Raw genomic sequence first — 19,449 nt, 5'->3', positions numbered from 1 at the left:
GTGACGGTCCGGACCGACGGTGGAAGCGGGCCGCCCGCGGCCCTCGTGACGGTCCGCGGCGCCCGGATCCGGCCGGTCCGAGCCGCCCGAAAGCCGGCCGGTCCGAGCCGCTCCGAATCCCGTCCGTCCGAGTCCGCCGACCGCCGCCCAGACCGCCCGCGATCTGGGGTTTCGAAGCCCGGTGCCCGGCCGAACCAGACCATCGACCGCAGCCTCAGTCACCGTGCGTCCACAGAGTGGCGGTGAGTTGACCGGCCTGCACCGCCATGGTGTACTCCGGATCGTGACCGACACCTGTGTGCGCCTGTGGCGGAGGGTCCATATGGACCTCGTCCGCTATGCGGGCTGCGTGTGTCGCCCGTCCTGCTGAATTCGCCTCCCTCTCCTTTCGCGCGCCGCCTTCGCGCTGCCGCGCGCTCCCACGCGAACCTTCAGGACGGTACGAGTGTCTGTGCCCCTTTCTGCGCCCTTCTCCATGTCCCCTTCTGCATCCGCTTCTGTCTCCGCACCCCCGCAAGCTCCCACCCAGGCCGACCTGCTCGACTTCGTACGCCGTGCGGCCGCCGACGCCGAGCTGATCGCCTCGCTCCCGCTCGACCCCGAGGGCCGTACCTGGGTGCGTCTCGAAGGTCCGGGAGGCAGCGAGGCCTGGCTCATCGGCTGGCCGCCCGGCACCGGAACCGGCTGGCACGACCACGCCGAATCGGTCGGCGCCTTCTTCGCCGCGTCGGGCGAACTGAAGGAGAACTCCCTCGCCGCCCGGCTGCCCACCGACGGCTGGAAGACCCTGGAACTCGCCGAAGGCATCGACCGGGAACGGACGCTGCCGGCGGGCAAGGGCCGCTCCTTCGGCCGCCACCATGTGCACGAGGTGCTCAACGAGTCCACCGAAGAGCACGCGATCTCGGTGCACGCCTACTACCCGCCGCTCCCGCAGATCCGCCGCTACAGCCGTACGGGCCAGGTGCTGCGCCTGGAACACGTCGAGCGTCCGGAGGACTGGCAGTGATCACCCAACGCCCGGTGGGAATCGACGAGTTGCTGGGGCAGGTCCGCGAGGGCTTGGACCGTGTGGAGGCCAAGGAAGCGTACGAAGCCGCGCAGGCGGGCGAGGCGCTTCTGGTCGACACCCGGTACGCCGCTCTGCGCGAGCGCGACGGGCTGATCCCCGGTGCCCTCGTCGTCGAACGCAACGAACTGGAGTGGCGGCTCGACCCCCAGGGCAGCCACCGCGCCCCGGAAGCCACGAGCCACGATCTGCGGGTCGTGGTGATCTGCGACGAGGGGTACGCGTCGAGCCTCGCGGCCGTGTCCCTACGGCAGTTGGGGCTGCACCGGGCCACCGATCTGGTCGGCGGATTCCAGGCCTGGAAGGCGGCCGGGTTCCCGGTGACTGCCGCCTAGGCCGCAGGGAGAATTCCTGGGGCCGTACGGGCGCTTCTTCACCTCGCACGCAAGGGTGGGCGCCCCTTGATGTAAGGGGCGCCCACCCTTGCGTACTGCCACTTACTCCTCTGCGTACTGCCCCTACTCCTTGGCCGTGGCCACCGTGACGGGGCGAACCTGCAACGCGACCCGGCCCGGCAGCGCGGTGGCGACGAGGGCGAGCAGTCCGGCGACCGCGACGACTGTCACGTACACCAGGGGCGTGATCGCCGGAGCCGCGCTGCCCGTCATTCCGATGCTGAAGGCGGTCAGCACGGCGAGGGCGATTGCACTGCCGAGCGCGGTGGCGAGCAGCAGCACCGAAACCGCCTCGGTCCGCAGCATCCGCAGCACCTGGCGGCGGGTCGCCCCGGCGAGGCGGAGCATCGCGAACTCGCGGACCCGCTCGGAGACCGACATGGCGAGCGTGTTGACGACGGCGATGGCGGTGAAGGCCAGGACGAGTCCCATGGCGAGGTAGTTGACCTCGGCGTTCGCCTGCTGACGCGCGGCCTGGATCGAGTCGGCGGTGGCCGGCACGAGAACATGGACCGCCGGGAACTTACGGAGAGTAGTCGCGAGTTGTGTCTGTGTACGGGCTGTGCTGACGAGGACGGAGGTGGCGAGCGGGTTGTCGACGTGGCGGGCGACCAGATCGTGGGCGAAGGTGAGGTCGCCGAACCCAAGGCCCTTGGCGTAGACGGCGGCGACGGTGAGCGTGGCGGGCGTGCCATCGCCGAGCGTGAGTTTCAGGGTGCTGCCGGGCTTCAAGTGGCGCTGGTCCGCGGCGAGTTCGCTGACGGCGACGGTGCTGTCCTTGAGGTCGTTCAGGGTGCCCGCGGTGACGTCCGGGTCCCAGGTGCGGGTCAGACCGGCCGGCGTGACGCCCTGGGCCGCGTACTTGTCCAGGCCCACGCGGACGGTCGTACGGACCACTTCGGTGACGACGTCGTGGTGCGTACGCAGCTGACGCGCGGCCTCGGCCGGGACGCCAGGGCCCTGGGCGGCGAGCACCCAGTCGGCGCGGATGCCCTCGCGCGCCTGGGCGCGGGCCGCGTCGCCGAGGGTCGGCTGGACGAAGAGAACCGTGCAGGTCATACCGATGAGGAGGGTGAGGGGAGTGACGACGGAGGCCATGCGGGCAGCGTTGCCGCGGAGGTTGGCGCGTGCGAGGCGACCGCCGGGCCCGGTCAGCTGCAGCGGGCCGCCGAGTACGGCCGCGGCCGCCCTGACCAGCAGCGGGCCGAGCAGGGCCACGGCGGAGGCGAGGACCACGACGGCCAGGAAGGTCACGGGGGTTGAGGCGGGCTCGGTGCGCAGCACGCTGAGCACGGCGACGAGGACGGCGCCACCGGCGAGCAGCGCGAGACCGGCGAGGACGCGCCCCCATGCGGGGCGCGTGCGCTCGACCCGGGCTTCCGAAAGCGCCTCGGCCGGACGGATCCGGGCGATACGGCGGGACGAGATACGGGCGGCGGCCCAGGCGCCGAGGAGTGTGGCGGTGACCGCGGCGAACAGCGGGAAGACGCTGACGGTGTGCTGAAGCGTGGCCGGGACGGCGCCCATGGCGACGAACCGGCTGTGCAGCCAGCTGCCCAGCGGCAGCCCCGCGAGTGCGCCGGTCACACCGGCGACCGCCCCAACGATCAGCGCCTCCCTGCCGAGGAGTGCGCGGATCTGCCCCGGTGTGGCGGCGATGGCTCGCAGCAGGGCGAGTTCGCGATGGCGCTGCTGCACGGAGAGCGCGAAGGTGCCGACGACCACCAGTACGGCCACGAGCAGTGAGGTGCCGCCCATCGCTCCGCCCATGCTGACCAGCTTGGTCCGGGCGGCGGCCGCGTCCAGGAACTCGACCGGGCCCCGGTCGTCCCCCGCGCTGACCTGCGTGGTCGTGCCGTGCAGCGCCTTGGCCACGGACTGCGCGAGGGCGACGGTGTCCGTGCCCTTGGCGGGCAGCACGCCGAAGGCGGTGACCTGCCCGGGGTGCGCGGCCAGACGCCGGGCCTCGAAGGCCGAGAAGAAGAGGGAGGTCTGGTGGAGTACGGCCTTGGCGGGCTGGGCGATTCCGGTGATCCGGTAGCTGCGCGGGGACTGCGTCGACTGGACGGTGAGGCGGTCGCCGGGCTTGAGGTGGGCGCGCTCGGCGAAGTGACGGTCGATGACAAGGTCGCCGTCGGCCTTGGGCGCGGTGCCAGTGGTGAGCGTGTACGGGGTCAGCGCGGCGGAGTCCCAGGCATGGCCGTAGGCGGGCCGGTCCTCGTCGACGCTCCCGGCGGGTGTCAACGGCTGGGCCAGGAAGGTCAGTTCGGGGATGACGCGGCCGACGCCCGGGGCCCGGCGGAGCCGTGCGGCGAGGTCGTCCGGGAGCCAGGCCCGTTCGGCGATGGGCTTGGCCTTGTGCTTGACCTTGGTCTTGCCCTTCTTGTGCTTGACCGTGGTCTGGTGAACGTTCTGGTCCGCGGAGACGACGACCGGGGTCGCGGCATAGCGTTCGGTGCGGATCGTGCCGCGCAGACCCGTTTCGAGGAGGGTGCCGCAGGCGGTGATGAGGGCGGCCGCACACATCAGGGCGAGGAAGGCACCGAGGAAGCCGCCTTTGCGGGCTCGGACGGTCCGCAGGGCGTAGCGCAGCATCATGAGGGGTCGCTCTCTTTTCTGTTGTGGTGTCCGCCGTGGTCTGTGCTGTGGGGCGCCGGCTGACTCTCGGGCGCGGCATCAGGCGCCGGGAAGGCAAGGAACCGGGTGAGGACCGTGCGCGCCTCGGGCGGGGTGTCGGCTTCCGGGCGCTTGTAGCGGTTCAGGAGTGCGATGTACTCCTCGAAGAACACGCGGAGTTCGGGGAGCGTCAGCCGGATGCTGCCGCGCGAGTACGAGAAGGCGTCGGCCCAGGGGTCCTCGCCCGCGTCTCCTTGGAGCTGCATCTGCTCGAAGAGTTCGAGGTCGGCGGCGTACGCGTGGTGGTTCAACTCGTCCATGACGAGCCGCATCTCGGGGCTCTGACGGCTGCGCGGCGGGAAGCGCCGGTCCCCGGGGACGGCCCGCCACCAACGCTGCCGGCCGTGGCCGTTCGCCTCGGTCTGTTCCTCCACGAAGCCGTAGCGCGCGAGCTCGCGCAGGTGGTAGCTGGTGGCTCCCGTGTTCAGACCCAGCGCGCGGGCGAGCGTCGCCGATGTGGCGGGGCCGTGCACGGTGAGGTGCTGGAGCATGCGCTGCCGACGGGGCTGCGCGAGGGCCTTGAGCGTGGCCAGGTCGGAGAGCTCGGTGGGGGCGTGCGGCGCCTTCGGGGCTGCTTTCGCCTGTGCGCCGGGTTCCTGTGCCATGCGTACACAGTCGTCTGTGCACACGTGTCTGTGCATTGCGGCGGCCCGGCGCCTTCAGCCGGGGGTTAACCCCACCCCGGGCACGGGGAGTTGAGCCGATTCACCCGCCCGTCCGGGGAATGGGTCCGGGCCCTGAACGCGATCGGCGCCCCCGCGCGTCTACCGTGTTCAGGGCCCGCGATCGGAGTGCTGCGCGGCTCAGAACCCTTCGTCCCCGAGCCCCTCCGTGTCCTCGCCCTCTTCCTCCAGCGCCTGACGGACCACGCGCAGGGCCATGCCCTCCGAGTAGCCCTTGCGGGCGAGCATGCCCGCGAGGCGCCGCAACCGCTTGTCGCGGTCGAGGCCGCGCGTGGAGCGCAGCTTGCGGGCGACCAGGTCGCGCGCGGTCGCCTCCTCCTGCTCGGAGTCGAGCTGGCCGACGGCCTCGTCGATCAGCGTCGAGTCCACACCCTTGGTCCGCAGCTCCTGCGCGAGCGCCCGCCTGGCCAGCCCCCGGCCGTGGTGCCGGGACTCCACCCAGGCGTCCGCGAAGGCACTGTCGTTGATCAGGCCGACCTCCTCGAACCGTGACAGCACCTCGTCCGCCACGTCGTCCGGGATCTCGCGCTTGCGCAGTGCGTCGGCGAGCTGCTTTCGCGTGCGCGGGGTCCCGGTGAGCAGGCGCAGGCAGATCGCCCGCGCCCGCTCAGCCGGGTCCCCTGGGGGCTCCCCCTTCTCGGCCCTCGACGAGGAAGGGGTGCCTCCGTCCTGTGGGTCGCCGGACGGCTCACCGAAACCGCCACGCCTCCGGCGCCCCCGTCCACCACGTGGCCCGCCATCACCGCGCCGACCGCCGCCTCGGCGCGAGCCACCGCCCGGCGAACCATGACCGCCCGTCAGGCCGTCACCGCTCCGCGAGCCGCCGTCCACCGAGCCTTCGCCGTCGGAGTCGGCGTCCGGATCCCTGCCGTGGAGCTGCTCGGCGCCGTAGATCCCCCCGTCGTACGCCCCCGCGCCCCCGTACGCCCTGTCACCGTCTCCGACCGAGCCGCCGTCGCCCCCGTCGTACCCCTGCCCTGGCCCCTTGGGGGCGACAGGGTAGGCGTACTCGGCCCAGTCGGTTCGTCGCGTCATGGACTAGCTCTTGGCCGTCGTGGCCTTGGGCTTGGCCGTCTTGGTCGCCGGAGTGGGCGCCGTCTTCGCAGCCTCGCCCGGGGCAGCCGAGACCGCAGCGTCTGCGCCCGGCTCGGTGGTGGGCTCCTCGGGCCTTACACCGACGCCCAGCTTCTCCTTGATCTTCTTCTCGATCTCGTTGGCGAGGTCGGGGTTGTCCTTCAGGAAGTTGCGCGCGTTCTCCTTGCCCTGGCCGAGTTGGTCGCCCTCGTACGTGTACCAGGCGCCGGCCTTGCGGACGAAGCCGTGCTCCACGCCCATGTCGATCAGGCCGCCCTCGCGGCTGATGCCCTGCCCGTAGAGGATGTCGAACTCGGCCTGCTTGAAGGGCGGCGCGACCTTGTTCTTGACGACCTTGACGCGGGTGCGGTTGCCGACCGCGTCGGTGCCGTCCTTCAGCGTTTCGATGCGGCGGATGTCGAGCCGCACCGAGGCGTAGAACTTCAGCGCCCGACCACCCGTCGTGGTCTCCGGGGAGCCGAACATCACGCCGATCTTCTCGCGGAGCTGGTTGATGAAGATCGCGGTGGTCTTCGACTGGTTGAGCGCGCTGGTGATCTTCCGCAGGGCCTGGCTCATCAGACGGGCCTGCAGACCCACGTGCGAGTCGCCCATCTCGCCCTCGATCTCCGCGCGCGGCACGAGGGCGGCGACCGAGTCGATGACGATGAGGTCGAGGGCGCCGGAGCGGACCAGCATGTCCACGATTTCCAGAGCCTGCTCGCCGTTGTCCGGCTGCGACAGGATCAGGTTGTCGATGTCGACACCGAGCTTCTTCGCGTACTCGGGGTCGAGGGCGTGCTCGGCGTCCACGAAGGCCACCTGGCCGCCGGCCTTCTGCGCGTTCGCCACCGCATGCAGGGTCAGGGTCGTCTTACCGGAGGACTCCGGGCCGTACACCTCCACCACTCGGCCGCGCGGCAGGCCGCCGACGCCGAGGGCGACGTCGAGTGCGGTCGACCCGGTGGGGATGACCTCGATGGGCTCATTCGGCCGCTCGCCCAGGCGCATCACGGCGCCCTTGCCGAATTGCCGTTCAATCTGTGCGAGCGCGGCGTCGAGCGCCTTCTCGCGGTCGGTTCCTGCCATGGGTTCCACCCGGTTTGCTTGAGTCGATCGCTTCACGTCAAAGACGCTAACGCCTGCCACTGACAATGCGCCCCGACGCCCGTCCGGCCTGTGGATAACTCGGGCACATCTCCATGAAAACCGTGTCGAAACGCCCGCCGAGAACCTCGCCGGAACCTCCATAAGAATGGATGTTCGATTTTCGTGTCAAGCGCACCACTCGGCACTTCCGAGAGTACGTTCGCGGTCTGACAGCGCCGGGATTCCCCGCCCGCACACATCCGGCGCCGGGCTACTCTCCCGGGCGTACGGCGGGTGTCTTCGGCCGTACGACGACGGCGTGGGGCCCGCTCACGAGGCTTGACCCATGGAAACCACGAGGTCCCGGACACCCCTGAAGCTCACGCTGGCTCCCTCGTATCTCACGGTCCGCCCGGCCCAACGGCTCTGCTACGCGACGGGCGCCCTGCTCGCCCTCTCGGGGCTCGTGCATCTGGTGGTCTTCGCCGTCGACGGCGGTCCCTGGGACGGGCCCGTTTCCTGGCGCAAGCCCGTCACCTTCGGGCTCTCCTTCGGTCTGACACTGATCGCGATCACGTGGATCACGTCGTATCTGCGTGTCGGGACGCGGCTGCGCACCACGCTGCTCGTGGTCTTCGCCGCCGACTGCGTGGTGGAGGTCGGCGGGATCACCCTGCAGGCGTGGCGCCGGGTGCCCTCGCATCTCAACATGGAGACCGGCTTCGACACGGCGGTGTCCATGACGCTCGCGGTGGGTGGCGGCGTTCTTGTGGTGCTGCTGACCGTGTTCGCGGTCGCCTCGTTCCGGAACCGTCCCGCAGGCCCCCTGGGAATGCCGCTCGCGCTGCGCTCCGGGTTCGCGATCCTGCTCGTCGCCCTGCTGTCGGGCGCCGCGATGATCGCGCGCGGGGTGGTCCTCACCCGGACCGGCAACCAGGAGGCGGCGTATCACTCGACGGCCCCGCTCAAGCCCCTGCACGGGGTGAGCCTGCACGCCGTGCTGGTGCTCCCCGCGCTGGCTTGGCTGCTGTCCCGTACATCCTGGAGCGACCGGATCAGGCAGCGGGTCATGTATGCCGCGGTCGGTTGCTACGCGGCGGCCGTCGTAGGCGCCGGCGTGTGGGCGGTCCTCACCTGGTGAACATCACCCGCTGAGCGTCACCTGGTGAACGTCACCTGGTGAGCAGCCGCCGCACGCGCGCGAAGAGACCGCCTTGGCCTCTTGCCCGGTGTCCGTGCACCCGGGGGTCGTCCGTGACGTCGTACCGCTTCACGTACGCGCCGAGGAAGGCCTGCAGAGTGGCGACGGCGGGGATGGCGATCAGCGCGCCGACGGCTCCGAGGAGCGCGGTGCCCGCGATGACCGACCCGAAGGCGACCGCGGGGTGGATGTCGACGGTCTTGGCGGTCAGCTTGGGCTGCAGCACATAGTTCTCGAACTGCTGGTAGATCACGACGAAGATGAGTACCCACAGCGCGTACCAGGGGTCGATCGTGAAGGCGATCAGCATCGGCAGGGCACCCGCGAGATAGGTGCCGATGGTGGGGATGAACTGCGAGACCAGGCCCACCCAGACGCCGAGCACGGGCGCGTAGGGCACACCCAGGGACTCCAGCAGGATGTAGTGGGCTATGCCGGAGATCAGCGCCATCAGACCGCGTGAGTACAGATAACCGCCGGTCTTGTCGACGGCGATCTCCCACGCACGCAGCACCTCGGCCTGCCGGGCGGGCGGCAGCACGGAGCACAGCGCGCGCCGCAGCCGCGGTCCGTCGGCGGCGAAGTAGAACGAGAACAGCGCGATCGTCAGCAGCTTGAAGAGGCCGCCCAGCACCTGCGCGGACACGTCCAGGACACCCGTGGCGCTGTTCTGCACGTACTTCCGCAGCCAGTCGGAGTGGAGCAGGCTGTCCTGGATGTCCACCCGTCTCAGGTCGGTGTGGAAGTGGGTGTTGATCCAGTTGATGACCGAGTCGAGGTAGGCGGGGAAGCCCTCGATCATCTTGATGATCTGGCCCGCGAGCATCGAGCCGAGCAGCGTGATGAATCCGGCGATCGCGATCATCGCGCCGAGGAAGACCAGGAAAGTGGCCAGTCCCCTGCGCATGCCGCGCGAGGCCATCCAGCTCACCGCGGGTTCTATGGCGAGTGCCAGGAAGAACGCGATGAGAATGTTGATCAACAGGCCTATGAGCTGGTGGAACGCCCAACTGCCCAGCTGGAAGACGGCGACGAGCGCGAGGGCGAGCACCATGGCGCGCGGCAGCCAGCGCGGCATGCGCACGCCCTGCGCGGCGGCGTCCCCGTCCGGGGGCGGGGTGGGCGGCGTCGTGCCGAAGGGTGATGCCTGCTGGGCGACCTGTGCGGTCTCGTCTGTCGGGGCCACGGTGCAAGTTTCACCCACGCCGCCGACAATCGGTCCCCGCCCTCGGATCTTCGTGGCCCGTCAGCGGTTTTCGTACGGAACGTTCATGGCCGTGCACACCACGCGCCACACGTCCTTGGCCTCCCAGCCGGCGTTCAGAGCCTCGTGCACGGTGCGCCCGCCGAGCTCCGTCATCACGTGATCGCGCGCGAAGGTGTCGGCGTACCCCGCACCGAAGTGATCTGCCATCCGCTGCCAGAAGACCGTCAACCGCATGACTCCAGTATCCCGCCCCTGAGAGTGGGCCCGAGCCGGGACCGCTTGCCGAGACCGCTTTCCGTCCTACGGTCTGACGCATGGCCGAAACAGGAGCATCCCCACTCCCCCCGACGCCCCCGGCGCACTCCCCGCTCTCACGCGCCGAGCACTTCGTCTGGCTCACCGCGCGCGTGCTGGAGCAGCGCCGGTTCGCCTACCACTTCCTCAGCGGCGGCGCCGACGCGGTGGAGACCGCGCTGGCCGCCTACCGCAATGAGGACGGAGGGTACGGTCACGCGCTCGAACCCGATCTGCGCGGCCCGGTCAGCCAGCCGCTGCACACCGGGCACGCGCTGCGCGTGCTGGACTCGATCGGGCGCTGCGGCGGACAGCGCGTGGAACGCGTGTGCCGCTATCTGACCTCCGTGTCGACCGCAGACGGCGCGCTGCCGGCGATCCATCCCAGCCAACGCGGCTATCCGACGGCTCCCTTCGTGCCGATCGTCGACGACCCGCCGAGCGAACTCCTCGCCACCGGGCCCGTGGTGGGCCTGCTGCACCGCAATGAGGTGTGGCACGCCTGGCTGTTCCGGGCCACCGACTTCTGCTGGCAGGCGGTCGAGTCCCTGGAGAAGTCCCATCCGTACGAGATCGAGGCCGCCGTCGCCTTCCTGGACTCCGCCCCCGACCGCCCGCGCGCGGAGGCGCTGGCCGACCGTCTGGGGCGCCTGGTGCGCGAGCACCGGCTCGCGGTGCTGGACCCGGAGCGCCTTGAGGAGTTTCCGGTAGCGCCCGGTTACGCGCCGGGTGAGCACCACTTCCCGCACGACTACGCGAAGACTCCCGACTCGCTCGCGCGCGCGTGGTTCACCGACGAGGAGATGGCACGCTCGCTCGACCACTTGGCGAACGAACAGCAGGAGGACGGCGGCTGGCCGATCCACTGGCGTCAGTGGGCTCCGGGCACCGCCCTGGAGTGCCGCCCCATGGTCACGATCGAGGCGTTGCGCACGCTGCGGGCGTACGGACGGTCCATCGGCTGACGTCAGGGGCGCGTGGACAGGCCGTCGGCCGGCGTGGCCCCGGTGTCCCTGAGGAGCAGTGCCACGATCGCCAGGGCCGCCCCTCGAGATGACGACAGGTCGATGCCGGTCTGGTCCCCGATCTTGGCGAGCAGGTTGTCGACCGTGTTCGGGTGCAGTCCCAGCGCTGTGGGGGTGGCCCTGCGGTCCTGCTGATGAGCAAGGTGGGTCCGCAGGGTCTTCACGAGCTCGGGGCGGTCGGCGGCCGGATCCAGCAGGACGGCGATCTTGTGACTGCTGGGATCGGGACGCAAGAGATGGAACTCAAGAAGGACGTCTTCCAGGCGGTGCAGTCCGGGCGGCAGCCCGCACGCGCGCGTGACGCGCAGGATCTCCGTCGCGGTGCGAGCTGCCTCCGGGGATGTCGGCGGGTCCGGCGGCCGGCACGTGCGCGACCCTGACCGGTGTCCCAGGGCCTTGCTCAGCCGCTCGGCGAGGTCGTTCCGTGGCTCGCACTCCTTGGGTACGACAGCACGGCCCAGGCCCGTGCCCAAGAGCGCCGCCACTTCCGTACCGAAGGCGTGGTCCAGGACGGTCTGCGCCCTGCGCCGTCGCCGCCGTTCGCCCACGGCGCCCTCTGCAGACACTCCGAGGTCGAGGACGAGTACCAGGGCGGGCCCTTCCAGGCGCAGCTCGTCCAGGAGGATGTGTCCGGGCTTGAGCACGCCGTCCAGTAGTCCGCGTACCAAGGAACGGCGCTGGGCGCGTGCGTCGACCTCCAGAGCGGTGCGCTCGTCCACGTACGTCTCGGCCACCGCGCCCACGACCCTGTGGTGCGACTCCAGGAGGAGGTCGACCGACTCTACGAGGGCAGCCTCCTCTCCGGGCTGTGCCGTCTCGCGCAGCGCCCGCCACAGCACGTATGCGCCGAGACGTATGCGCCGAGCGAGTGCGTGCGCAGCAACAGGTGCAGTGCGCATGCCCTCCTCGGCACTCTGAGCGGCCCGCTCGCGGAACAGGCGCAGGTTGGCGTGCGCGAGGTCCTGGTCGCCGACGCGGCGCAGGAACAGGCGGATGCCGCGCCGCGCCGTCGCGGCGATCTCCAGGTCCTTCACGTGGTCCGGGAGCTCCGCGTAGCCGGGGAGCACCTCGAAGGACTCGCGGGCCATGCGCCGGGCCAGCTCGTTGACCCGGGGCTCACAGCGCAGCGCGAGCGCCCTGGCGGCAGCGGAGAGGGGCTCGGCGGGCTCCTGCGGGCATACCGGGCGGCTTGGACGCGTCACAGGACCCAGGCAGTCTGTGCCGCTTCGAGGGTCCTCCCTTCGACCGCAGGCCTTGGACGACGACGCCGGCGGCTCGCACGCGCGCGTGCGAGCCGCCGGCGGTTGCGTGCCCGGACGTCAGCCCGTCATCGCCCGCACCCCCGCCGTCACCACCACGGCCGCGGCGACCACCACCAGGAAGGGAGCCCGCAGGATCAGTGCGACGGCCGCCGCGGCCAGTCCCGCGGCCTTCGCGTCCACGACCAGGACACGACCGTCGGCGAACGTCTGCTGCGCCGTGAGGGCGGCGAGGAGGGCGACGGGCAGCAGGGCGGCGAGGCGCTGGACCAGTGGCCGCTCCAGTACGCCGGCGGGGACCAGCAGCCCGACGAGCTTGACGGCGTAGCAGCCGACGGCGGTCGCGCCGATGGCGATCCAGATGTTCAACGGTCTTCCCTTGGTGCGTCGTTGGCGGTCTTCACACTGCCGGTCTTCACATTGCGGCGCCCCTCTACGTAGAGGACGACCGGAGCGGCCAGAGCGGCCACCAGGACGGGAACTCCGGCGGGCAGCACGGGCAGCAGACCGAGCCCCAGCAGGACCGCGATACCCGCGACCGCACGCTCCGTGGTGGTCTTCAGCATGGGCGCGAGCAGCGCAAGAAAGACCGCTGGTCCGGCGGCGTCCAGTCCCCACGCGTCGGTGTCGCCGATGGCCTCGGCCCCGACGGCGCCGAGCAGGGTGGTGAGGTTCCACAGCACGTAGAGCGAGAGCCCGGTGACGGTGAAGCCGATCCGGACGCTGCGGCGGGTGGGCTGGGCGAGCGCGACTGCCGTGGTCTCGTCGATGACCCACTGCGCGGCGAACGGACGCACCGCGCGCGGGAGGGCGAGCAGTTGCGACAGGCGCAGCCCGTAGAAGGCATTGCGCACCCCGAGGAAGAAGGCGCCCGCGGCCGCCGTGATCGGGTTGCCCCCGGCCGCGAGCGCGCCCACGAGTGCGAACTGCGAGGCGCCGGTGAACACCAGGAGACTGAGCGCGCAGGTCTGCAGCAGCGTGAGCCCGCTGCCGGCCGAGGTCACTCCGAAGGCGAAACCCGACAGTCCGACGGCGACCCCGACCCCCAGGGCGTCCCGGACGACGGCGGCGTCGGGCTTTCCGCCGTCTCCACCGCGTCCGCCGACTCCACCACGTCCGCTGTCTCCACTACGTCCGCCGTCTTCACCGCGTATGCCTGCGAGAGCTGTCTGATCTGCCACGCCCTGGACGGTACGAGGAGTCGCCCGGCACCGTCTTGTACGTTCTTGCGCTCGCGCTGGTAGGCGCCCGGGGGCACGCCCACGATCCGGTTGAAGTGCCGATTGAGGTGCGGCTGGTCGGTGAAGCCGACGGCGACGGCCGCCTCGGCGGGCGCGGAACCGGCGTCCAGGAGGTGGCGTGCCCGGCGTACGCGCGCGTCGGTCAGCCAGGTGTGGGGTGGCATGCCGTAGGCGTCCCGGAACGCGCGCAGCAGCGCGAACGGACTGGTGCCGAGGTCGGCGGCGAGCCGCTCCAGGGTCGGGGGCTCGGCCATCCGCTCCTCCAGCACGGCACGCGCGCGTGCGGCGACGCGGGCGCCCGCGGTGTGCACGGCCCGCTGCGGCAGCGGGCCCCCGTTCAGGCGCAGCAGCCGGGTCACGGCGACCCGCAACAGGGTGTCGGCGGCGAGCGCGTTGCCCTCCTCTGCGGCCCGCAGCACCTGGTGGACCAGGTGCGCCGCGTACGGGTCGTCGAGCACCGGACTGGTGAATCCGGGGGTGCCGCGGATGGTGGTGGTCTCGGTGGCGATCTCGGCCACCAGCTCCGGCGACGGGTACACCGCCCCGTACCGCCAGCCTTCGGGGACGCCCGCGCGGCCGGTGTGCGGGGTGTCCGGGTTGACGAGGGCCAGGGCGCCCGGGCCCGCGTACTGGTCGGCGCCCCCGTGGTGGAAGACCTCGACACCGTCGGCGATGGCGGCGATCACGAAGTTCTCATGGGTGTGCCGCACGAATTTCTTCTCGACGTAGCTGGCCCGCAGCAGATCGACACCGGGCAGTTCCGCGTACTGCCAGTGCCGTGCCCGCTCCTGCCCCGAACCAGCCATGCCTTCATTCTCCGCGACCATGGCAGGGGCCACTGAGGACGCCCGACCAAACGGCAGCCGATGACGCCGGGGGCTGCTGCCCAGACGCCCCCCCACGAGCCGCAGCCGCCCACCGGGAGTAGGGGCCGGGCCGGGATGTCCGCCCGGGGCGGCTCGCGCGTCAACGCCGGCACGTGCAAACCACCCGATTCCGCGTCAGGCGGAGGACGGACATCCCCGGTCCGGCCCCGACCCACCACCCACCGCAGGCGCCACGGCTCCCCCAGCGGACGCGTTCCCGCAGGTCAGCGCCATTGTCAGTGGCCGGGTGCAGGATGGACGCATGGTCAGCTCCGCACACCGAGCCCTCGACGGCTTCTCCCCCGCGACCCGCGGCTGGTTCACGGGGGCCTTCTCCGCGCCCACCGCGGCCCAGGCCGGGGCATGGGCGGCCATCGACGCGGGCTCGGACGTCCTGGTCGTCGCCCCGACCGGCTCCGGCAAGACCCTGGCCGCGTTCCTCGCCGCGCTCGACCAGCTGGCCTCGACCCCGCCGCCGGCGGACCCCAAGAAGCGCTGCCGGGTGCTCTACGTCTCGCCGCTGAAGGCCCTTGCGGTGGACGTGGAGCGGAATCTGCGCAGCCCGCTGACCGGCATCCGGCAGGAGGCGGTGCGGCTCGGGCAGCCCGAGCCCGAGGTCAAGGTGGGCATCCGCTCCGGTGACACCCCGCCCGCCGAGCGCCGCGCGCTGGCCACGCGCCCGCCGGACATCCTGATCACGACCCCCGAGTCACTGTTCCTGATGCTGACGTCGGCCACGCGCGACGCGTTGACGGGCATAGAGACGGTGATCCTGGACGAGGTGCACGCGGTCGCCGGCACCAAGCGCGGCGCCCATCTCGCGCTCACCCTGGAGCGCCTCGACGAGCTGCTGCCCAAGCCCGCCCGCCGCATCGGCCTGTCCGCCACCGTGCGTCCGGTGGACGAGGTCGCGCGCTATCTCTCGCCCCGGCGCAAGGTGGAGATCGTCCAGCCGCCGTCCGGCAAGGAGTTCAACCTCTCCGTGGTCGTCCCGGTGGAGGACTTGGGCGAGCTGGGCGGCTCCCCGGTCGCCGATGGCAATGAGGGCGCCGAGAAGCCCTCCATCTGGCCGCACGTCGAGGAGCGGATCACCGACCTCGTCCAGTCCCACCGTTCGACGATCGTGTTCGCCAACTCGCGCCGCCTGGCGGAGCGCCTCTGCAATCGACTCAACGAGATCGCATACGAGCGGGCGACCGGCGAGCCCCTGGAGGAGGCCCATGCCCCGGCGCAGTTGATGGGCGGCTCTGGCGCGGCCCAGGGCGCTCCGCCCGTCATCGCCCGCGCGCACCACGGCTCCGTCTCCAAGGAGCAGCGGGCCCTGGTCGAGGAGGACTTGAAGGCGGGCCGCCTGCCCGCGGTCGTCGCCACCTCCAGCCTCGAGCTGGGCATCGACATGGGCGCGGTGGACCTCGTCGTCCAGGTGGAGTCGCCGCCGTCCGTGGCCTCCGGCCTCCAGCGCGTGGGGCGCGCGGGTCACCAGGTGGGCGCGGTCTCCACCGGCGTCGTGTTTCCCAAGTACCGCGGCGACCTGGTCCAGGCGGCCGTGGTCACCGAGCGGATGCGCACCGGCTCCATCGAGTCCCTCCGGGTCCCCGCCAATCCCCTGGACGTGCTGGCCCAGCAGCTCGTCGCCATGACCGCGCTCGACACCTGGCAGGTCGACGACCTGCTCGCCACGGTCCGCCGGGCGGCTCCCTTCGCCTCCCTTCCGGAGTCGGCGTTCACCGCCGTGCTCGACATGCTCGCGGGCCGTTATCCGTCCGACGCCTTCGCGGAGCTCAGGCCCCGCGTGGTGTGGGACCGCGTCGCCGGTACGGTCACCGGGCGCCCCGGCGCGCAGCGCCTCGCCGTCACCTCCGGGGGCACCATCCCCGACCGCGGACTCTTCGGGGTCTTCCTTGCGGGGGCCGACCCCAAGAAGGGCGGCGGCCGGGTCGGCGAGCTCGACGAGGAGATGGTCTACGAGTCCCGCGTCGGCGACGTCTTCACGCTCGGCACCAGCTCCTGGCGCATCGAGGACATCACCCGCGACCGCGTCCTGGTCTCCCCCGCACCCGGCGTCCCCGGCAGGCTGCCCTTCTGGAAGGGCGACCAGCTCGGCCGCCCGCTCGAACTGGGCCGCGCGGTCGGCGCGTTCCTCCGCGAAGTCGGCTCACTCCCCAAGGACGACGCCCGGCTGCGACTGCTCGCCGCGGGACTCGACGCCTGGGCCGCCGACAACGTGCTCTCGTACTTGGCCGAACAGCGCGAGGCGTGCGGGCACATCCCGGACGACCGGACCATCGTCGTCGAACGCTTCCGCGACGAGCTGGGTGACTGGCGCGTCGTCGTGCACTCCCCCTTCGGCGCCCAGGTCCACGCCCCCTGGGCCCTCGCGCTGGGCGCCAAGCTCTCCGAGCGGTACGGCATGGACGCCCAGGTCATGCACGCCGACGACGGCATCGTGCTGCGGCTGCCCGACGCCGATCTGATGGGCCTGGATCTGCTCGACCAGACCCCCATGAAGGCGGGCACGGAGTACGACGCGGAGCAGGCGCCCGTCGGCGCGGCGGACGTCGCCTTCGACAAGGGCGAGGTCGACCAGATCGTCACCGACCAGGTGGGCGGCTCCGCGCTGTTCGCGTCCCGTTTCCGCGAGTGCGCCGCCCGCGCGCTGCTACTGCCGCGCCGCAACCCCGGCAGGCGCACCCCGCTGTGGCAGCAGCGGCAGCGCGCCGCCCAACTGCTCCAAGTGGCCAGCGAGTTCGGCTCGTTCCCGATCGTCCTGGAGGCGGTCCGCGAATGTCTCCAGGACGTCTTCGACGTCCCGGGCCTCACGGAGCTGATGGGCGACATCGAGTCCCGCAAGGTGCGCCTCGTCGAGGTCAACACACCGGAGCCGTCACCGTTCGCCCGCTCCCTGCTCTTCGGATATGTCGCCCAGTTCCTGTACGAGGGTGACTCACCGCTCGCCGAGCGGCGCGCCGCCGCCCTGTCCCTGGACTCACGGCTGCTGGCCGAGCTGCTGGGCCAGGCCGAGCTGCGCGAGCTCCTCGACGCCGACGTCCTGACCGAGCTGGAGCGGGAGCTCCAGTGGCTCACGGAGGACCGTCGCGCCAAGGACACCGAAGGTGTCGCCGACCTGTTGCGCCTGCTGGGCCCGCTCACGGAGGCCGAGTTGGCCGAGCGGGGCGCCGAGCCGCAGTGGGCCCAGGAGTTGGCAGGCGCCCGCCGCGCCATCCGGGTCCGGATCGCCGGGGCCGACCACTGGGCGGCGATCGAGGACGCCGGCCGCCTGCGCGACGCACTCGGTACGGCGCTGCCCGTCGGTGTCCCTGAGGCGTTCACCGAGCCGGTGAAGGACCCGCTCGGCGACCTCCTCGCGCGGTACGCGCGCACCCACGGCCCGTTCACCTCGACAACGGCCGCCGCCCGCTTCGGCCTCGGTACGGCCGTGACGGACGGAGCGCTGCAGCGACTTGCCGCGAGCGGCCGTGTCGTACAAGGGGAGTTCCATCCGGCGGGCATCGGCCAGGAGTGGTGTGACGCCGCGGTGCTGCGCAGGCTGCGGCGCCGTTCGCTGGCGGCTCTGCGCCACGAGCTGGAGCCGGTGCCGCCCGCCGCGCTCGCGCAGTTCCTGCCGCAGTGGCAGCACGTGGGCAGCGGGCACGGGCTGCGCGGAATCGACGGACTGGTGCGCGCCATCGAGCAGTTGCAGGGCGCGTCCGTGCCCGCGTCCGCGCTGGAGAAGCTCGTCCTGCCGTCCCGGGTCGCCGGTTACGCCCCCGCGATGCTCGACGAGCTCACGGCCGCCGGGGAGGTCGTCTGGGCCGGGGCAGGCGCACTGCCCGGCAAGGACGGCTGGGTCTCGCTGTATCTGGCGGATGCGGCCCCACTGCTCCTGCCGGCCCCGCACCCCTTGGAGCTGACCGCGCTCCACCAGTCGATACTGGACGCCCTCTCCGGGGGCTACGGACTGTTCTTCCGCCAGATCGCCGACCAGGTGCGCGCCACCACGCATCCCGACGCCACCGATCCCCAACTGGCCGACGCCGTCTGGGACCTGGCCTGGTCCGGACGCCTCACGAACGACACGCTCGCGCCGATGCGCTCCCTCCTGGGCTCGGGCCGCACCGCGGGGTCCACGGCCCACCGCGCCAAGCGCTCGGTCCCGCGCGGGCGCTACGGCTCCCTGACCGGCGCCGCGCGCCCCCAGTCCCGTACCGGCCCGCCGACCGTGGCAGGCCGCTGGTCGCTGCTCCCCGCCCGTGAACCCGACGCCACCGTGCGCGCCCACGCCCTGGCCCGCACCCTGCTCGACCGGCACGGTGTGGTGACCCGGGGCGCCGTCGCAGCGGAGGGCGTCGAGGGCGGCTTCTCCGCGGTGTACCGCATCCTGTCCGCCTTCGAGGACAGCGGCCAGGCGCGCCGCGGCTATGTGGTCGAGGGTCTCGGCGCCGCCCAGTTCGCGATGGACGGCGCGGTGGACCGGCTGCGCGCGGCGGCGAACGCGCGCGACCGGGGCGAAGCCCTGTCGGACCCGAGCCTCCCGAACGGATTCCCCGGCACCCTCGGATTCCCGGGCGACCGCGGTCCCGGCTTCCCCGGCGACCGCACCTCTACGCACGCCTCGGGCTTCCCTGGCCGCCAAGACCCGATGGACACCCTCGGCTACCCACCCGACCTCGGCCCGGCGGACGCCTCCGGCTTCCAGGACGGCTCCGCTTTCCCCGACGGTTCCAGCTTCCCCGACGGCTCCGGCTTCCCCGACCGTTCTGGTTCCCCCGACGACCACGGCTTCTCGCCCGACTCGGCCTTCTCCGCCCGCTCTGCCCACCGCAATGCCGCCACCCCCGCCACTAACCCCGCCTACCCCAACGGCCCAGCCTTCTCGGCCAGCCGCACCGGCTCCCGCACCCGCGCGACCGCGTCAGCCGTGGTTCTGGCCGCCGCCGACCCCGCCAACGCCTACGGCGCGGCCCTTCCCTGGCCCGAGCCCCCGACCGGCGCCGGGCACAAGCCGGGCCGCAAGGCGGGCTCCCTGGTCGTGCTCGTCGACGGTGAGCTGGCCATGTACATGGAGCGCGGCGGCAAGACCCTGCTGGCCTGGCCCGCCGAACCGGACGGCGCGGTCATGGAGGACACACAACTGCGTACCGCCGCCGAAGCCCTCGCCGCGGCGGCCCGTGCGGGCTCCCTCGGCACGGTCACGGTGGAGCGCGTCAACGGCGCCTCCGCGCTGACATCCCCCCTCGGCACCCTCCTGGAAGGAGCAGGCTTCATCGCGACCCCCCGCGGACTGCGCCTCCGCGCCTGACCCCACCCGGCCCACGCGTCACCCGCAGGCGCCCGGCACGCCCTGGCTCGGCGCCCCCCGCAGTGCCGCGA

The 19,449-nt window shown here is 71.9% G+C and carries 16 protein-coding genes; 6 read left to right on the top strand and 10 right to left on the bottom strand.

From position 1 onward, the window contains the following. Positions 1-181: 181 nt before the first annotated feature. From ACFY0T_RS29580 to ACFY0T_RS29570, 3 genes are all read left to right on the top strand, one after another. Positions 182-370: a putative leader peptide gene (locus tag ACFY0T_RS29580; protein WP_388876946.1), complete on the top strand. Its 189-nt coding sequence runs from the start codon at positions 182-184 to the stop codon at positions 368-370. A gap of 105 nt (positions 371-475) precedes the next feature. Beyond that, a complete protein-coding gene (locus tag ACFY0T_RS29575; RefSeq protein WP_388876943.1) occupies positions 476-1,009 on the top strand; it encodes a cysteine dioxygenase in 534 nt (177 codons plus the stop codon). Then, positions 1,006-1,404: a rhodanese-like domain-containing protein gene (locus tag ACFY0T_RS29570; protein WP_388876940.1), complete on the top strand. Its 399-nt coding sequence runs from the start codon at positions 1,006-1,008 to the stop codon at positions 1,402-1,404. Before ACFY0T_RS29575 ends, ACFY0T_RS29570 begins: the two co-directional genes overlap by 4 nt. A gap of 123 nt (positions 1,405-1,527) precedes the next feature. Here ACFY0T_RS29570 and ACFY0T_RS29565 read toward each other — a convergent pair whose 3' ends face one another. The 4 genes from ACFY0T_RS29565 to recA form a co-directional block, all read right to left on the bottom strand. Continuing rightward, positions 1,528-4,062 carry an FtsX-like permease family protein gene (locus ACFY0T_RS29565; RefSeq protein ID WP_388876937.1) on the bottom strand — a complete coding sequence of 845 codons (2,535 nt, stop codon included), beginning with the start codon at positions 4,060-4,062 and terminating at the stop codon, positions 1,528-1,530. Beyond that, positions 4,059-4,745: an ArsR/SmtB family transcription factor gene (locus ACFY0T_RS29560; protein WP_388876934.1), complete on the bottom strand. Its 687-nt coding sequence runs from the start codon at positions 4,743-4,745 to the stop codon at positions 4,059-4,061. Before ACFY0T_RS29560 ends, ACFY0T_RS29565 begins: the two co-directional genes overlap by 4 nt. Before the next feature lie 198 nt (positions 4,746-4,943). After that, the gene (gene recX, locus ACFY0T_RS29555; protein WP_388876931.1) at positions 4,944-5,858 is read right to left on the bottom strand and encodes a recombination regulator RecX; all 915 of its coding nucleotides are present in this window, start codon (positions 5,856-5,858) and stop codon (positions 4,944-4,946) included. A gap of 3 nt (positions 5,859-5,861) precedes the next feature. Then, positions 5,862-6,986, bottom strand: a complete 1,125-nt coding sequence (gene recA, locus ACFY0T_RS29550) for a recombinase RecA (protein ID WP_388876928.1) — start codon at positions 6,984-6,986, stop codon at positions 5,862-5,864. Between the two features lie 346 nt (positions 6,987-7,332). Here recA and ACFY0T_RS29545 point away from each other — a divergent pair, with 346 nt between their 5' ends. Further along, entirely contained in the window at positions 7,333-8,127 is a 795-nt protein-coding gene (locus tag ACFY0T_RS29545; protein WP_388876925.1) for a hypothetical protein, read from the top strand. A gap of 31 nt (positions 8,128-8,158) precedes the next feature. Here ACFY0T_RS29545 and ACFY0T_RS29540 read toward each other — a convergent pair whose 3' ends face one another. After that, entirely contained in the window at positions 8,159-9,373 is a 1,215-nt protein-coding gene (locus tag ACFY0T_RS29540; protein ID WP_388876922.1) for an AI-2E family transporter, read from the bottom strand. Positions 9,374-9,433: 60 nt separating this feature from the next. Then, entirely contained in the window at positions 9,434-9,628 is a 195-nt protein-coding gene (locus ACFY0T_RS29535) for a DUF3046 domain-containing protein (RefSeq protein ID WP_189188176.1), read from the bottom strand. A gap of 80 nt (positions 9,629-9,708) precedes the next feature. Here ACFY0T_RS29535 and ACFY0T_RS29530 point away from each other — a divergent pair, with 80 nt between their 5' ends. Next, positions 9,709-10,653, top strand: coding sequence for a hypothetical protein (locus ACFY0T_RS29530; protein ID WP_388876918.1), 945 nt, complete (start codon positions 9,709-9,711; stop codon positions 10,651-10,653). 2 nt (positions 10,654-10,655) lie between these two features. On the opposite strand, the gene ACFY0T_RS29525 is transcribed toward ACFY0T_RS29530, so the two are convergent. The 4 genes from ACFY0T_RS29525 to ACFY0T_RS29510 all read right to left on the bottom strand — a co-directional run bounded on the left by ACFY0T_RS29525 (position 10,656) and on the right by ACFY0T_RS29510 (position 14,019). Then, complete coding sequence (locus ACFY0T_RS29525; protein WP_388876915.1) at positions 10,656-11,915, bottom strand: PucR family transcriptional regulator; 1,260 nt, start codon at positions 11,913-11,915, stop codon at positions 10,656-10,658. A 117-nt stretch (positions 11,916-12,032) separates the two neighbouring features. Next, entirely contained in the window at positions 12,033-12,341 is a 309-nt protein-coding gene (locus ACFY0T_RS29520) for an AzlD domain-containing protein (RefSeq protein WP_388876912.1), read from the bottom strand. After that, a complete protein-coding gene (locus ACFY0T_RS29515) occupies positions 12,338-13,021 on the bottom strand; it encodes an AzlC family ABC transporter permease (protein ID WP_388877543.1) in 684 nt (227 codons plus the stop codon). Before ACFY0T_RS29515 ends, ACFY0T_RS29520 begins: the two co-directional genes overlap by 4 nt. Continuing rightward, positions 12,973-14,019, bottom strand: coding sequence for an AraC family transcriptional regulator (locus tag ACFY0T_RS29510; protein WP_388876910.1), 1,047 nt, complete (start codon positions 14,017-14,019; stop codon positions 12,973-12,975). The genes ACFY0T_RS29515 and ACFY0T_RS29510 overlap by 49 nt, the downstream gene beginning before the upstream one ends. Before the next feature lie 322 nt (positions 14,020-14,341). Between ACFY0T_RS29510 and ACFY0T_RS29505 the strand changes: the two genes are divergently transcribed. Then, on the top strand, positions 14,342-19,378 hold the full coding sequence (locus ACFY0T_RS29505; protein WP_388876907.1) for an ATP-dependent helicase: 5,037 nt from the start codon (positions 14,342-14,344) through the stop codon (positions 19,376-19,378). The last annotated feature ends 71 nt before the right edge of the window (positions 19,379-19,449 follow it).

The organism is Streptomyces sp. NPDC001530 (assembly GCF_042894545.1).
In the GTDB taxonomy this organism is placed as follows: Bacteria; Actinomycetota; Actinomycetes; order Streptomycetales; family Streptomycetaceae; genus Streptomyces.
Note: the sequence above shows the minus strand (reverse complement) of the source record. Positions and strands in the feature narration are given on the sequence as shown.